The 15,487-nt window shown below is 61.6% G+C and carries 13 protein-coding genes; all 13 read right to left on the bottom strand.

The annotated features are described in order from the left end of the window. Window positions 1-23 precede the first annotated feature (23 nt). The 13 genes from LOY34_RS07695 to flgB all read right to left on the bottom strand — a co-directional run bounded on the left by LOY34_RS07695 (window position 24) and on the right by flgB (window position 15,385). Window positions 24-3,590 carry a glycosyltransferase gene (locus LOY34_RS07695; protein ID WP_195883367.1) on the bottom strand — a complete coding sequence of 1,189 codons (3,567 nt, stop codon included), beginning with the start codon at window positions 3,588-3,590 and terminating at the stop codon, window positions 24-26. Window positions 3,591-3,663: 73 nt separating this feature from the next. Then, window positions 3,664-5,238: a flagellar hook-associated protein 3 gene (locus LOY34_RS07690; protein ID WP_093385639.1), complete on the bottom strand. Its 1,575-nt coding sequence runs from the start codon at window positions 5,236-5,238 to the stop codon at window positions 3,664-3,666. Window positions 5,239-5,251: 13 nt separating this feature from the next. Further along, a complete protein-coding gene (gene flgK / locus LOY34_RS07685) occupies window positions 5,252-7,300 on the bottom strand; it encodes a flagellar hook-associated protein FlgK (RefSeq protein ID WP_045200252.1) in 2,049 nt (682 codons plus the stop codon). 10 nt (window positions 7,301-7,310) lie between these two features. Then, window positions 7,311-8,510 carry a flagellar assembly peptidoglycan hydrolase FlgJ gene (gene flgJ / locus LOY34_RS07680; protein WP_045200250.1) on the bottom strand — a complete coding sequence of 400 codons (1,200 nt, stop codon included), beginning with the start codon at window positions 8,508-8,510 and terminating at the stop codon, window positions 7,311-7,313. Window positions 8,511-8,521: 11 nt separating this feature from the next. Then, the gene (locus LOY34_RS07675; RefSeq protein WP_010224970.1) at window positions 8,522-9,631 is read right to left on the bottom strand and encodes a flagellar basal body P-ring protein FlgI; all 1,110 of its coding nucleotides are present in this window, start codon (window positions 9,629-9,631) and stop codon (window positions 8,522-8,524) included. A 12-nt stretch (window positions 9,632-9,643) separates the two neighbouring features. Beyond that, a complete protein-coding gene (flgH, locus tag LOY34_RS07670; RefSeq protein ID WP_045200248.1) occupies window positions 9,644-10,339 on the bottom strand; it encodes a flagellar basal body L-ring protein FlgH in 696 nt (231 codons plus the stop codon). 54 nt (window positions 10,340-10,393) lie between these two features. Beyond that, window positions 10,394-11,179 (bottom strand): flagellar basal-body rod protein FlgG, encoded by a 786-nt coding sequence (flgG, locus tag LOY34_RS07665; protein WP_045200246.1) that lies wholly within the window; start codon window positions 11,177-11,179, stop codon window positions 10,394-10,396. A gap of 45 nt (window positions 11,180-11,224) precedes the next feature. Continuing rightward, the gene (locus LOY34_RS07660; protein WP_045200237.1) at window positions 11,225-11,965 is read right to left on the bottom strand and encodes a flagellar basal body rod protein FlgF; all 741 of its coding nucleotides are present in this window, start codon (window positions 11,963-11,965) and stop codon (window positions 11,225-11,227) included. Between the two features lie 189 nt (window positions 11,966-12,154). Continuing rightward, window positions 12,155-12,343: a hypothetical protein gene (locus tag LOY34_RS07655; RefSeq protein WP_195883366.1), complete on the bottom strand. Its 189-nt coding sequence runs from the start codon at window positions 12,341-12,343 to the stop codon at window positions 12,155-12,157. A 72-nt stretch (window positions 12,344-12,415) separates the two neighbouring features. Then, a complete protein-coding gene (flgE, locus tag LOY34_RS07650; protein ID WP_045200234.1) occupies window positions 12,416-13,741 on the bottom strand; it encodes a flagellar hook protein FlgE in 1,326 nt (441 codons plus the stop codon). A gap of 30 nt (window positions 13,742-13,771) precedes the next feature. Next, a complete protein-coding gene (flgD, locus tag LOY34_RS07645; protein ID WP_045200232.1) occupies window positions 13,772-14,515 on the bottom strand; it encodes a flagellar hook assembly protein FlgD in 744 nt (247 codons plus the stop codon). Window positions 14,516-14,530: 15 nt separating this feature from the next. Continuing rightward, window positions 14,531-14,974: a flagellar basal body rod protein FlgC gene (gene flgC / locus LOY34_RS07640; RefSeq protein ID WP_045200230.1), complete on the bottom strand. Its 444-nt coding sequence runs from the start codon at window positions 14,972-14,974 to the stop codon at window positions 14,531-14,533. A 3-nt stretch (window positions 14,975-14,977) separates the two neighbouring features. Then, the gene (gene flgB, locus LOY34_RS07635; RefSeq protein WP_038996408.1) at window positions 14,978-15,385 is read right to left on the bottom strand and encodes a flagellar basal body rod protein FlgB; all 408 of its coding nucleotides are present in this window, start codon (window positions 15,383-15,385) and stop codon (window positions 14,978-14,980) included. Window positions 15,386-15,487 lie beyond the last annotated feature (102 nt).

The following is a 15,487-nucleotide window of genomic DNA, read 5'->3' as shown; positions in this document are numbered from 1 at the left end:
AGCATCAAGGCCGGCCACTGTCGTTAATCGGCCAACCAGGCGTTAGCCCAGTGCTGAAGCTTGTCGGGTGTCAGCATGAAGTCGCGCAGCACCACTTCGCGCAGGGCATCGCCCTGGCGATAACTGGCCTGGGGATCGTCCAGATGCATGCGGATCGCTTCCAGCCAGGCCTGCGTCGAGTTGCCTGCCACCCGCGTGCATGGCAGGTAGCCCTGATAAGCCTTGGTATCGGAACACACCACGGGGAAGCCGCAGGCGCCATACTCGAGCAAGCGCAGGTTGCTCTTGCAGTCGTTGAACAGGTTGGTTTCCAGCGGTGCCAGCGCCAGATCCAGGTTCAGGCTCGCCAGCTTCTGCGGATAGAGCGACATGGCAATGCCGGTGTGGTACTCCTTGACGTAGGGCCTGAGCACCTCCGGGCACATACCAAAGAACACCCAGTCGACCTCGTCGGCAAGCTCCCGGACCACCTCGGCCAGCAGCTCCAGGTCACCTTGATGGCTGGTGCCCCCAGCCCAGCCGACACGCGGCTTGAGGGTAGTTTGTCGATGGCTCTTGAGGTCGCTCCACATGTGCATCGCCAGCATGTTCGGCACCACCCGGATATCATGGTGCATGCTCGACAGCGCATCAGCCAGCGGCTGGGTCGACACCACCACACGGTCGCACAGGGAAATGCCGCGGCTCACCAGTTCGCGCATGTTCTGCGGCATGTTGCGGCTGTGCGCATTCTTTTTCGGCACGTCGATGATGTAGTCGTCGATCTCGTAGATTCGCCGCGCACTGGAAAAGGTTTTGACCCGCTCGATATCCCGAATGGTACTGGCCATGTAACGGCACTGCAGGATGATCGAGTCCGGCTTGCAACGCTCCATTTCGATAGTGTTGGGCGTGGCGTAATCCAGCTGACCCTGGATCCAGCCGGCCCGCTCCAGCTCGGTAAATGGCTGCACCACCCGGTAATGCCCAACCGCCGTGGTGTTGACCGGCAACGCCAGCACATAGGGCAATGGCCGGCTGATGAACGGGTCCCAACCACTACGCAAACCCGGTTCCAGATTGTAGCTGGACAGCTTCAGGCTAAGGTTGCGGTTGTAGGCCGGATCGTTGGCCACCAGGGGCAGCCAGCGCTGGTAGAAGGCGCGTTGGTCCCGTTCTATCGCCTTGGTGTCGACAACCTGCTCGACTGGCAGGCGCGCCACCATCGAAAACGGTGTCCAGACCACCAGGTAACCCTGCTCACGCGCACGCAGGCAGAAATCGGCGTCGAGCAACTCAACGCTGAATGCCTGGACATCCAGACCACCCAGCGCATCGAACAGGTCGCGCCGCACCAGCAGGCAATGGGCGCTGACAGCGCTGAGGTTCTGTACCGCAAGCAAGCGGTTCATGTAACCACCGGCATCGACCGGCTGACCGTAGAACGGGCTTCCCGCCAGGCCATGCACACCCAGCAGCAGCCCGGCATTGACCACCATGCCGGCGCTGCTACACATCTTCGGACCGACAATGCCGACTTCCGGACGCTGGCCCTGGCGCATCAATTCGCTCAGCCACTGGCCATCGAACATCAGGCAGCCAGGGTCGACCAGCAACAGATAGCTGCCTCGCGCCTGCTCGGCGGCCTGGTTGATCAGTTGCTGCCCGGCGCTGTCCTCGGACTGGACAATGTGCAACTGATCGCTGCCCAGTTGCCGCATCGCAGCAAGCCAGGACTGCAGATCCTGAGGCTCGTCACCCTTGGTGGCGATCAGTACTTCATAGTTGCGGTAGGCGGTGTGTTCGAAAATCGATTCGACACAGCGCCGAAGCGCCTGCAGGTCTTGCCCGGCCACGATGATGATCGACACCGCGGGCGTATCAGCGTGCTGGTACAGCACTCGGGTCAACATGCTGTTTTCGGCCGATACCAGCTCGGCCTCGATACCCAGGCGCTGCAGGTGCGCCTGCAATACGCGTGGTGCCTGGGCCAGGCAGGCCGGCTCGGACTGCCAGCTGGAATAGCTGTACTGACTTTGCACCAGCAGTTCGGCGACGTGCTCGACCACCTGCAAACCATGGCTTTCAACCATCCGCCAGAGCAGATCTTGCGGCGCCAGGACGTCATAATCAGCCGTGAAGCCGCCCAGCTCCAACAGCCGGGTCCGCTCGAAGGCCAGCATTCGTCCGACGTAGGGGAAGCTGCGCATCAGATCGAGGTTGAAGTCGGGTTTGAAGATCGGCTGGCCAACCTGCAGGTTATCGTCACTGCCCTCATCGGTGTACAGGCACAACCGGTCCGTGTGCAAGGCCAGGCGCTCGGCCATGATCACCAGGGCATGAGGATGCAGGCGATCACCGGCGCGTAGCAGCAACACCCAGTCTGCCGATTCGGCCCTGGCGATCCGCGCATTGAGCTGTTCAAAACCATTGCCACGCAAAGCGCTGTACTCGACACCCGCATCACTCGCAGGCGGCTCTTGAGTGCCAAGCACCCAGACCTGATGCGGCGCATAAGACTGGGCGGCCAGGCTGTCGAGTGTCGACTTCAACGGCATCGCCTCGCCCCGTGGATCGAACACCACAGCAACGATGCGCGGTTGTCGTGGCCATTGCTCGATCCGTTTGGGCAGCAGGCTGATCTGCGCGGGCGACAAAGTGCGGCACTCAAGCCACTCGGCATAGAGCTCGGCAAAGCTCAGGCTGTGGGTACCGACTTGCTGCTGATAGTGGCCCATCTGCCCGGCGTACAACCGGGTCAGTTCATATTCGTCCCACTCCAGCGTCTCGCCTGGGCGAAAATCCTCAAGCGCCACGTAGCGAATCCAGCCGGTGGCCGGCGGCGCTTCGCCGGTGTTGGCGGCGAGCATCTGCTGCAACCATTCGCTCTCGGTCTTGTGTGCAAGGGTGATGCCGGCCTGATGGCTCAGACGTCCGGCATGGACCCGCTCGATACTGAGCATGTTAGACAGGTAGGCCAGGTGCCCACGGCGCAACAGGCACATGTACAGCGCCATGTCCAGGCGCGCAACGAACCCTGCGCCCTGCTGCACCAACTGCGGTAGGTACTGCTCTACCGCAGCCCGGCGCATGAGCATGTGACTGATGCCGCCAAACAGGTTGGGAACCTTGCTGGTGACCGCATCGAGCATGTCACCGCCGTTGAGGATCGCGCTGCAAGGGGCAATCACGCAGTTGGCCGGCCGCGGCGGCAACAGCGTCTCGTCCGCCGCGCAGATCAGCCGGTGGTTGACCACCATGTTGACCTCGGGGCAATCGGCCATGATCCGCGCCTGTTGCTCGATGCAGTTTTCGATCAACCAGTCGTCGTCACAAAGAAACTTGATGAACTCGCCCCGGGAGTGCTCCAGGCATTGCAGCAGGTTACCGGCAAAGCCCAGGGTCGCGGGGTTGCGCGAATAGCGCAGTTCGCAGCTTGCCTGCGCAACCCTCTCATCGAAAATGGCCTTGATCTCGTCCCCCTGACTGTCGTCGCAAACGATGACCTCGAGGTTGGTGTAGCTCTGGGAGATGGCACTGAGCAGCGCGCGACTGAAGAACTCGGGGTTGAAGGCAGGAATGGCGATGCTGACGAGGGGTTGTTCGATCATAGTGGTAGGCCTGGAGAGGGTTCCGGGTGATGCCGGCAGGGGGCATCACCCGGTGATGTTGCGCAAAGATGTATCAGAGCCGGTTGAACAGGCTCAGCGAGGAGATCTTGGTGAACGCCAATTGCGACGCCTGCAGCATTGTCTGCTGCAGGTTCAGGCGGATCAGCACATCGGCCGGATCGGCGTCGCGGATCGAACTCTGGGTCTTGGTATTGGCCATCTTCAGGCTTTCGTTGGTATCGGCCTGGACGTCCAGGGCGGCACCCCGGGCACCGATCGAGCTGATCGCCTCGGCAACCTTGTTGGCGCCGCTTTCCAGGTTACCGATGGCCGACTGCAAAGCCCCCTGGTATTTCTGCCGCGCCGCCAGGTTGTTGTCGACCGGCAATTCAAGCGCCTTGCGAAACTCCGAGATGGTGTCGAGGATATTCTGGGTCTGATGGGTATCGACCTTGACCGAGAACTGGTCGCCGCTAGCCGGCACTGCCGAGAAGTCGAAGTCGACACCGGCAATATTGGCCTTGGTCGCCGGGGTACCGGTCAGGTTGCCAGTGGCCACCGGGCGCGCATCCGGCCCCATTGGCTGGGCATACACTTCATAGGCCGAGGCACTGGTGAACTTGATGATCGCGCCACCGCCAGGAAAGGCATTGTGGTACGCCGTCTGGTCGGTAATCTTGGCTCCGGTGATCTGCGATGACGAGGTATTGCCGGCGCTGCGCGAGCCACTGACTTCGTCGGGTTTGGAGCTTAGCGAGAAGCTGTGACCGGCGATGACCGCGTCCGGGTTGGCCTTGTCGGCATCCGTCAGGTTGATGTCCAGGCGCATCTCGACACCACGGAAGGTGATGTTGGCCGGCTTTTTCGGGTCGAAGGCGCCTTCACCGGTGGCTTCCAGGGTCACGTCGTTGTTGGCTGCGTCAGTGATCTTGAACTGCGTGCTGCTGGTGAAGGTGATGGTGTACGGCTCGCCACCACGGAAACGATCGTTGTACTGGGTGCTGCCCGAGACCTGGCCATTGGACAGACTGACACGGCCGTCATCCACGGCCGGCGAGGTCAGCTTGGTCTGGCTGCGGCTGGTGTTCAGCGCCTGTTCGAACACACTGTAGCCACTCTCGTTGGTAGCCATGGTGAGCATGTCACCGACCTGCAGGCTCAGGGTGCTCTGGTCGCCCTGGTAGGTGTAGGTACCATCGGCATTACGCACGTAGGGCGGGGTGTCGCCACGGGAGCCGGAGAACAGGTATTTGCCGTTCTCGTCACGGCTGTTCATCAGGCTGTAGAGCTGCTCTTCGAGCTGGGTCAGTTCCTGGGCATCGGCCTTGCGGTCGGCGTCGGTGTAGCCACCGCTGCCGGCGCTGATGGCCAGTTCCTTGACCCGCGCCAGGATGTTGGTAATGCCGTTGAGGGTCGACTCGGAGGTGCCCAGGCTGTTGCGCACGTTGGTGATGTTGCCATCGTACTGGTCGATCAGGTTGCTCTGCTGTTGCAGTTGCAGCAGGCGCGCAGCCCCTACCGGATCATCGGCAGCGGTACGCACACGAATGTTGTCGCTGGCCTGCTGGCCGGTCTTGACCACGTTGGAAAAGTTGCGCTGATAGTTCGCGGAGCTGGTTTCGTAAAACTGGGAAGTAGAAATACGCACGGTCTACCACTCCTTAAAGGGCGTTGATCAGCGTGGAGAAAATTTCCTGCGCCGCTTTAATGATTTGCGACGAGGCCGTGTAGTACTGCTGGTACTTGATCAGGTTGCCGGCTTCTTCGTCGAGCTGTACGCCCGACAGCGAATCGCGCGCGCCCCGGGCCGACTCATGCAGGGCGCCGGTAGAGTCGACGTCCATCTGCGCCTGGGCGGTCTTGCCGCCGACGTTTTCCACCAGCTTGCCATAGGCGTCGGTGAGGCTGATGCCCTTGCCGTTGGCGCCGACTTCAACCGTACCTTTGGTCTGCAGGTCGATCAGCGCCTGGCCGTTGCGGTTGTTGTCCGAACCCGAGCCGGTCATGCCGATGGTGTAGTTGTCACCCTGCTTGGGTGCACCCGAGACGCTCATCTCGAAGGTGAAGGACTTCTGGTTGCCGCTGGCATCCTTGATCGGCGCGCCGGTGGAATCGACCATCGGCACCGAGAACTGCAGTTTGTTTTCCTGACCGGGAATAATGGTGCCGCTACCCAGGGTACCGCCCTTGGCATCGAGCAGCTTGTAGGTCTGCGGGTTGGCCTTTTCGTCACCGAACACCAGCTTGACCGGGGTCGAGTACTTCAGGCCATTCTGCAGATCCAGGCGCTGGGCCGGGTCGTAGATGTCCAGGGTCGAGGTCAGGTTGGGCTGTCCGATGATCCCGGTGCCCTGGTTGCCGGCACCACTGGTAGACGTCAGCGGCGATGCCAGCGCCAGGCGCTTGGGGTCGGTAAGGACGGTGTCCAGGTTGGTCGCGGCATTACGTGTCGGGGTGATCTTGAAGGTGTCACCGGCCTGCAGCGCGCCGCCATTGAGGTTGAGGCTGAAACCGTCGATGACCGGTGCCGGATCGTCATTGAGATCATAGGAACCGACCACGCTGCCCTCCGGCAGCTTCTTGACGCTGTAACCCGTGGCGCTGGTGAAGGTCACCTGATAGTCGCTGGTGCTCAGCTTGCCGGTGTCCTTGATGGTCACATCGAGGTTGCCGGAGCCTGCGCTGTTGCCCGCCTGGGCAATGCTGCGCTGGCTGATCAGTTCGGGGCTGTTGATGTTGTTGAACAGGGCCGCGCCGAACTCGCCGTTCTTGTCGATACCCTGGGCCAGCTGGCTGTTGATCCGGTCGGCCATGACCAGGGCCACGCGCCCCAGCTCGTTCAGCGACGGGTCGAGCACTTCGCTGCGATAGCGCAGCAGGCCGCCGATCTCGCCACCGCGAAGGCTCGAGGTAACGTCCATGGTGGTGCTGCCACGGTTGAGCTGCACGACAAATCGGGTCGGGTCGGTCTTGCTCGGCGCGGTCTCGAGGTTGTTGGTGGTTTTACCCAACACCAGCGGCTGGCCGTTTTCCAGGTAGATATCGAGGTTGCCTTCGCGCTCGACCACCTGGGTACCGACCAGCTCGGAGAGCTGACGTACCGCCTCGTTGCGTTGATCGAGCAGGTCGTTGGGGGTGCCCTGCACCACCGCCACCTTGGAGATCTGATCGTTGTACTGGGCAATGGTTGCCGTCAGCTTGTTGACCTGGTCGGCCATCGAAGCGAGGTTGCCATTGATGTTGCTGTTCTGCTCGTTGAGCTGGCTGGCGATGGTGTTGAAGCGCTTGCTCAGCGATTGCGCGCTGGTCAGCAGCAGCTGACGCGAGGCATCTTCATTGGGCTTGGCAGCAGCGCTCTGCAAGGCACTGAAGAAGCTCTTCAAGGCACCCGTGATTCCCGTGTCGGCGCCCGACAGCATCTGGTCGATCGGCCCGACCTGCTTCAGGTACGAGGCGGCATCGCTGCTCAGCGAGGTGGTGGTACGCAACTGGTTTTCAAGGTAGGCGTTGTACACCCGACGCACATCGGAGAGGGTCGTGCCGGTGCCGATGAACACACCGCCAACCTGCTGCGCGCCGTTGGACCGCTGCACATTCTGCTGGCGCGAATAACCGGCAACATCGGCATTGGCAATGTTGTTACCCGTGGTGTGCAGGCCCGCCTGGTTGGCGTTGAGCCCCGACATCCCGATGTTGATCAAACTCGCCATGGTTCAAACCTTATAGTTTCGTTGTAGTGCCAATCGCTGCGTAGCTTTCGTACGATTTCATCTGTTTGGCGATCTGCGAAATCTTGCTCGCGTAATCCGGGTCGGTTGCATATCCGGCTTTCTGCAGCTCGCGTACAAACTGTTCCGGTTTATCGGCAGCCTTGACCGCTTCTTTATAGCGCGCGTTGTTCTGTAGCAGGCTGACCAGGTCGTGGAAGCTGTCCTGGTAGGAATCGTAGGAACGGAACGCCGCTGTCTCCTTGACGAACTGACCGTCACGAAACTCGCTGGTGATCGCCCGCGCCTGGCCGCCCTGCCAGTTGCCGGTAGCCTTGATGCCAAACAGGTTGTGACTGCTGCTGCCATCGGCCTGGCGCATGACCGATTTGCCCCAACCGGTTTCCAGCGCCGCCTGGGCCACCAGGTAGCGTGGATCGATACCGATGCGCTTGGCAGCCTGCTCGGCCATTGGCAGCATGGTGGCAACGAATTCATCCGACGAGCCGAATGCGCGCTTGGCCGGCGCCAGCGGCGGCTGGGCCACGGCGCGGCCATAAATGCGCATCGAACCCGGCGCGGCAAAGCTCTGTGCCGACTGCCAGTCACCCTTGACCACGGCATCGGTCATGGCCGTGGTGCGTTGCGGCAAGGCTGCGGTGTTGGTGGTGGCAGCGACGGCACCGGCGGACGGCACGATGCCGGCCAGCAGGCGATCGGTGAGTTTGCCCGGCAGCGCCAGGCGCCGCGAGTTGAGCGCCGCCATGTCGTTGCGGGTGACGGCGGTTTCTTCGCTGCGCGCAGGCTCGGCGACCTTGCTTGCCCACAACGGCCGCTGCTGGATATCCACGCGCGGGAACGGGCTGTTGTTGCTCGCAGCGCTGGCCTTCTGCTTGGACAGCTGGCGCATCAGCACTTCCTGCAGGCCGATACCGCCGCCCTCGCGGGACATGCTCACCGCCAGCTGCTGGTCGTACATCTGCTGGTACTGCTTGGTGGTCTCGGTGTTGAGCGGGTTGTCCTTGGCCAGTACATCGCTGGCCGAGCGCATCGACTTGAGCATCTCGTTGAGAAACAGCGACTCGAATTCCTGGGCCACCTTGCGCAGGTTGGCATCGCTGTCGCGATCACCGACCTTCAGCGAGTTCAGGCGATTGAGGTCGGTGTAGGCACCACTGTCGGCGGCATTGAAAGCACTTTTAGGCATATCCATGGCCAGCCCCCTCAGATCACGATCAGGTCGGCTTGCAGGGCGCCGGCCTGTTTCAGGGCTTCGAGGATCGCCATCAGGTCGCCGGGCGCGGCGCCCACCTGGTTCACCGCACGGACGATTTCATCCAGGGTGGTACCGGGGCCGAACTTGAACATCGGCTTGGCTTCCTGCTCGGCATTGACCCGTGAGCGCGGCACCACGGCAGTCTCGCCATTGGAGAACGGCCCCGGCTGGCTGACGATCGGGTCTTCGGTAATGGTCACGGTCAGGCTGCCGTGGGTGACCGCCGCCGGCGACACCTTGACGTTCTGGCCAATGACGATGGTACCGGTACGCGAATTGATGATGACCTTGGCCACAGCCTGGCCCGGATCGATCTCAAGGTTCTCGAGAATCGACAGGTAGTCGACCCGCTGGCTTGGATCGAGCGGCGCGGTAACCCGTACCGAACCACCGTCCAGGGCCTGGGCCACACCCGGGCCGAGCAGCTCGTTGACCTTGTCGACGATGCGCTTGGCGGTGGTGAAGTCCGGGCGATTAAGGTTCAGGGTCAGGCTGTTGCCCTGGTTGAAACCACTGGGCACGGCGCGCTCGACCGAAGCACCACCGGGGATGCGACCGGCCGACGGCACGTTGACGGTAATCTTCGAGCCGTCGCGGCCTTCGGCATCGAAACCGCCGACCACCAGGTTGCCCTGGGCAATGGCGTAGACGTTGCCATCGATACCCTTGAGCGGAGTCATCAGCAGGCTGCCGCCGCGCAGGCTCTTGGAGTTGCCGATCGAGGAGACGGTGATATCCACCACCTGCCCCGGCTTGGCGAACGCCGGCAGGTCGGCATGCACCGACACCGCGGCAACGTTTTTCAGCTGCACGTTGCCCGAGCCTGGCGGCACCTTGATGCCGAACTGCGAGAGCATGTTGTTGAAGGTCTGCAGGGTGAACGGCGTCTGGGTGGTCTGGTCACCCGTGCCGTTGAGCCCCACCACCAGGCCGTAGCCGATCAGCTGGTTGGTGCGCACGCCGGAAATGCTGGCGATGTCCTTCAGACGCTCGGCCTGCACGGCGAACGCTGTAGACAGCAGAATCGTAGCGGCAATCAGCTGCTTGAAGTTGAACATGGTCATCCGAACCTAGAAAGGCCAAAGCGGGCTGATGAAGAACCGGTCAAACCAACCAGGCTGGCTGGCGTCGGCAAACGAGCCGGTACCCGAATAGGTGATGCGCGCATCGGCAACACGGGTAGAAGGCACGGTGTTGTCGGTGGCGATGTCATCGGCACGGATCATCCCGGCGATACGTACCAGCTCATCACCGGTGTTGAGGGTCAGCCACTTCTCGCCGCGCACGGCAATGATGCCGTTGGGCAACACGTCGGCCACGGTGACAGTGATCGAGCCGGTCAGGGTATTGCCCTGAGCCGCCTTGCTGTCGCCCTTGGTTGCACGGTCGCCGCTGTAGCCGGCACTGAGGCTCAGATCGCCATCACCAAATGGATTATTGGTGGTCAAACCACCGCCAAACAACGAGGTCAGGCCGATATCGGCCTTGCTGTTCTTGGCAATCTGCGAGTTGGCGTTCTTGCTCGCCTGGGTGCGCTCGTTGAGGGTAATGGTGATGATGTCACCCACCCTGAAAGCCTTGCGGTCGCTGTACAGGTTCTGGTCGAAACCGGCCTGGTAGATCGAGCCGTTGTTGGCCGCCGCCGGCAATGGCGTGCGCGGCAATACCGGCGCGTAGTAAGGATCGTTGGGCTTGGGCGTCGGCGCGACGCAGCCGGCCAGCAAGGCGATCCCACTCAGGGCAAGCACGGATAACAAACGACTCATGACTCTGACCTCACGGTGTAACAGGCGCCGTTCAAGCGACCTCGAAGACTTCACTTACAGGTTCTGGGTAACGTACGAGAGCATCTGGTCGGCGGTGGAAATGACCTTGGAGTTCATTTCGTAGGCCCGCTGGGTGGTGATCATGTTGACCAGCTCTTCAACGGTGCTGACGTTGGAGTTTTCCAGGGTTTGCTGCTGCATCACGCCAAAACCGTTGAGGCCCGGGGTACCGATCTGCGGCGCGCCGCTGGCGGCGGTTTCCAGGAACAGGTTGCCGCCCATGGCCTGCAGGCCGGCCGGGTTGATGAAGTCGGCGGTCTGGATGTTGCCGATGATCTGCGCCGCCGGGTTGCCAGCAGTGGTGATCGACACGGTGCCATCCTGGCCAACGGTGAAGGTCTGCGCCTCTGGCGGCACGACAATCGCAGGCTCCAGGGCAAAGCCGTTGGCGGTGACGATCTGGCCGTCGGAGTTCAGGTGGAAGGTACCGTCGCGGGTGTACGAAACCGTGCCGTCCGGCTGCAGGATCTGGAAGAAGCCACGACCGTTTACCGCCATGTCCAGCGGGTTCTCGGTGGTCTGCAGGCTGCCGGTGCTGAAGTTTTTCTGAGTGCCGACAATGCGCACACCGGTACCCACTTGCAGACCCGACGGCAGCTCGCTGTCCTGGGTCGACTGGGCGCCTGGCTGACGCTTGATCTGGTAGAGCAGGTCCTGAAACTCGGCGCGATCACGTTTGAAGCCGGTGGTCGAGACGTTGGCCAGGTTGTTGGAAATGGTCGTCAGGTTGGTGTCCTGGGCGGACAAACCGGTTTTACTGACCCAAAGAGCCGGAAGCATGCTGTTCTCCTCGCGCGCCTGTTTTACGGCGCTACGTCTGTGTAATTAGCCGATCTGCAAAACCCGAGCCATGGCTTCGTCGCCTTCCTTGGCCGTGGTCATCATCTTGATGTGCAGTTCGAATTGACGGGACAGCGCCAGCACCGAGGTCATTTCCTCGACCGCATTGACGTTGCTTGACTCCAGGAAACCGGAAACCACCTGGACGTTGGCGTCGGCAGGCGCGGGCTGGCCGCTCTTGGTGTGGATCATGCCGTCCAGGCCCTTGGTCATGGTCTTGAGGTCCGGATTGACCAGCTTGATGCGGTCGACCTCGGCCATGACCCGCGGGCCTTCGCCCATGGCGCGGATGCTGATGGTGCCATCCTGGCCGATCTCGACCTTCTGCTCTGGCGGCACGGCAATCGGCCCGCCATTGCCCATCACCGGCATGCCGTTGCCGGCGCGCAGCACACCCAGGCCGTCGATGTTGAGGCTGGCGGTGCGCACATAGGCTTCACTGCCATCCGGGGCCTGCACGGCGATGAAGCCGTCGCCGCCGATGGCGATGTCCAGGTCACGGCCGGTCTCTTGCATCGAGCCCGGGCTGAAATCGGTGGCCGGGCGCTCGGTCATGGCGTAGGCCCGCGCCGGAAAGCTGTCACCAAACACCGGCATCGAACGCGCCTGCTCCAGGTCGCGCTGAAAACCGCTGGTAGAAATGTTCGCCAGGTTGTTGGCATGGGCCTTTTGCGCCAGCGCATTCTGGCTGGCGCCGGTCATGGCCACGTATAGCATCTTGTCCACAGTCATCCTCCGCTGCGCTGGCGAACACTTGCCGTCCGCCGCTGCTCTGCAGTGCCTGTAGCAAGTTTCAAACCAACTTTTGCAAAAGACCCAAAAGCCCAATAGAACAAGGGTTTCAGCGCTGCGCGAAGACTCGCATGGAGAAAGCGCCGTCGAAATTACGGCGCCGGTTTGCCGCTAGCGGCAAGCTTAGTACTCGCGGCAGGCCGCGTTATTGAAAGGACCGGCAAAACGCTTCCAGCCCTCGCCCGGGGAAAACTGCGCGCACACCAGGCGCCCGGTGACCTGGCTTTCCCAGCGATACCAGGGCGCGGCATCGGCCCAGACCTGGCTCATCAACAGCACGGCAAACAGCGCCAGCAGCCATCGCTGCAACATGATCGATACCCCCGAAATACAAGACCCCTTCCGAGAAAGGGGTCTGTTTATACCAACTACCTTACACCCGCATCAGGCCATCTGGATGATGGTCTGCATGATGGTGCTCTGGGTCGAGATGGTCTTGGCGTTAGCCTGGTAGTTGCTCTGCGCCTTGATCAGCTCGACCAGCTCGTTGGTCAGGTTGACGTTGGACGCCTCCAGCGAGTTGGAAGCGATGGCGCCCAGGGTACCGGTTTTCGGTGCATCGATACCCGGGATACCCGAGGAGTAGGTTTCGGTCCAGCGAGTACCACCCATAGGCTGCAGGCCTTGCTCGTTGGCGAAACTGGCAATCGCGACCTGGCCGATGGCGCGCGACTGCTGGTTGCTGAAGCTTGCGAACATCACGCCGCTGGAGTCGATGCTCAGGCTCGACAGGATACCGGTAGCGTAACCGTCCTGGCTTTGCGACAGGCGCGTGGTCGGGGTGTTGTACGAGGTGGTGTCGGTCATGTCGATGGCGATACCGCCAGCATTGGCAGCCGAACCGTTGGAACCCCAGACCGGTGGCTTGGCACTGGCGTTGGTCACCTCGGCAGGAATCCAGCCGGTCAGCTTGAAGACCTTGTTGACCACTTCGTAGCCCGAGCCCGCAGCGCCGGCAGTCATGCTCTTGACGCTACCGTCGGAGTTGAACACGATGGTGCCTTCCAGCGCCTTTGGCGGCTCTTCGGCAGGGTTCAGCGGGTTGCGGCCATCGATCAGGGTGTACGACTTCCAGGTATTGGTCCCGGTCTTGACGTAGTACTGATCCATGACGTGCTCGTTACCCTGGCTGTCGTAGATCTTGGTGGCGAAGGTCTTGTTCCAGCTGTTTTCGTCGGTCGGGCTGAAGGTGGTGGTCGCCGGAATGACCTTGTCCGACGAGTTCAGGTTCAGGCCCTGATCGATCGCGGTGGTGCTCTTTGGCGCCAGCGCCGAGGTGTCGATCTTAAGGTCGGTCAGCACGCCATTGATGATCTTGCCGTTTTCATCAACGCCGTAGCCGCGCAGGCGCAGGCCGTCAGCAGTGACGACATAGTTGTCCTTGTTGGTCTGGAAGGCACCGGCACGGGTGTAGCTGAGCGCACCGTTGTCGCTCAGCACGAAGAAGCCCTGACCCTGGATACCCATGTCCAGCACGTTGCCGGTGTTGGTGATATCGCCATTGGTGAACTGCTGCGATACCGCGGCCAGGCGCACACCGTTACCGATGTTGTTGGTACCGACGCCGAGCTTGTTGGCCGAGTAGACGTCGGCGAATTCTGCGCGCGACGATTTGAAACCGGTGGTGGCGACGTTGGCGATGTTGTTGCCGGTCACGTCCAGTTGCTTGTTGGCTGCATAGAGACCGCTAAGGCCGATATTGAATGACATCTTTCACTCCTTGTGCCGCGTTAGCCGGCTCTATATACCGATGGTTTGGACTTTGGACAGGGCAATACTGCCCAGGCCGGCGAGATTGAGCATCATCTCGCCGCCAGTCTGACTGATGGTGACGCTGCTGACGGTGGCCGGCAGCATGGTGTACATGTCCAGCTGCTTGCCTTCGACGGTGGTCTTGGCGGCAAAGGTGTAGGTACCCGGGTCGACTTTCTCGCCCTTGTCGTTGGTACCGTCCCAGACGAAAGCGGCATTGCCAGCCTTCTGCGCCCCCATGTCGATGGTCTTGACCAGCTTGCCATCCTTGTCGGTAATGGTGACGGTGGCATTGCTGAGCGCCTGCGGGACCACCACCGAACCGTTGAAGCTCTTGGTGGTGTCGACCACGGCCTTGTCGGTCTGGGCGATCACCGAGCGACCGACCAGCGACGAGGCCTGCAGTGCCTGCGAGGACTTGTAGTTGCCGGAAATCGCGGTCACCGACTCGTTCAGCGAGGTGATGCCTTCCAGGCTGCTGAACTGCGCCAGCTGGGCCACGAATTCGCTGTTGTCCTGCGGATCGAGCGGGTTCTGGTGCTGCATCTGGGTCACCAGCAACTGCAGGAACGCGTCCTTGCCCAGTGCCTGCTTGTTGGCGCCGGTCTTGCTGTTGGTGGCCGAGGCGATACCGGCGGCGCTGTTGGCGCTGGTTTCGCTGTTTTTCTTGCCCGACGCCTTGATGACGTCGTTCAGGCTTACGCCGGCTGTTGGGTCATTAACACTTGCCATTGGCTTAGTCCTTTATCACTGACCCAGGGTCAGGACCTTCTGCATCATGGATTTGGCCGTGTTCATCAGCTCGGCGTTGGTCTGGAACGAGCGGCTGGCGGAGATCATGTCAGCCATCTCTTCCACCACGTTGACGTTCGGGTAGTAGACGTAGCCGTCCTTGTTCGCCGCCGGATGGTTCGGCTCGTAGCGCGCCTCAAGGTTGCTCTGGTCCTCGACCACGCCGAGCACCTGCACGCCCTGGCCGGCAGCGTCCTGGTCCTGAAACAGCGACTGGCTGACGCCGGCCTGGGCCTGCTGGAAGGTGGTGGCGAATACCGGGTGACGGGCGCGGTAGGTCTGGTCGATGCTCGACGAGACGGTCTCGGCGTTGGCGATGTTCGAAGCGACGGTATTCAGACGCGTGGTCTGGGCGCTCATGCCGCTACCGGCAATGTTGAAGACACTGGCGAGGGACATGACTTACTCTCCGCGCAGGGCCGATACCAGCCCTTTGAATTTACTGTTGAGCAGCGTGAAGCTGGCCTGGAAACCCACGGCGTTTTCCGCATAGCTCGATTGCTCGAGCTGGGCATCGACGGTGTTCTGGTCGATCGACGGCTGCATCGGCGTGCGGTACTGCAAGGTCTCGTCGCCCATGCTCAGGCCTTCGGCCTCGATGTGCCGGGCGTTGGTACGATCCAGTGCGAAATGGCCCTTGCTGGTCTGCTCGGCCTGCGCCGCCAGCACCGAAGCGAAGTCCATGTCGCGCGCCTTGTAGTTTGGCGTGTCGGCGTTGGCGATGTTGTTGGCCAGCACCTCGGCACGCTGGGCGCGAAAGCCCAATGCCTTTTCGTGGATGCCGAGCGCTTTGTCGAAGCTGATGCTCATGTCGTGGAAACCTTCGAAGGTTTTTCGTTGACTGTGTCAGAGCAAGAGCCATGCCAAAAAACAAAACCCCGTAAATACGGGGCTTTGAGGAGTTTGCCGCCA

It is taken from the genome of Pseudomonas sp. B21-009 (assembly GCF_024749345.1).
Lineage (GTDB): Bacteria > Pseudomonadota > Gammaproteobacteria > Pseudomonadales > Pseudomonadaceae > Aquipseudomonas.
Note: the sequence above shows the minus strand (reverse complement) of the source record. Positions and strands in the feature narration are given on the sequence as shown.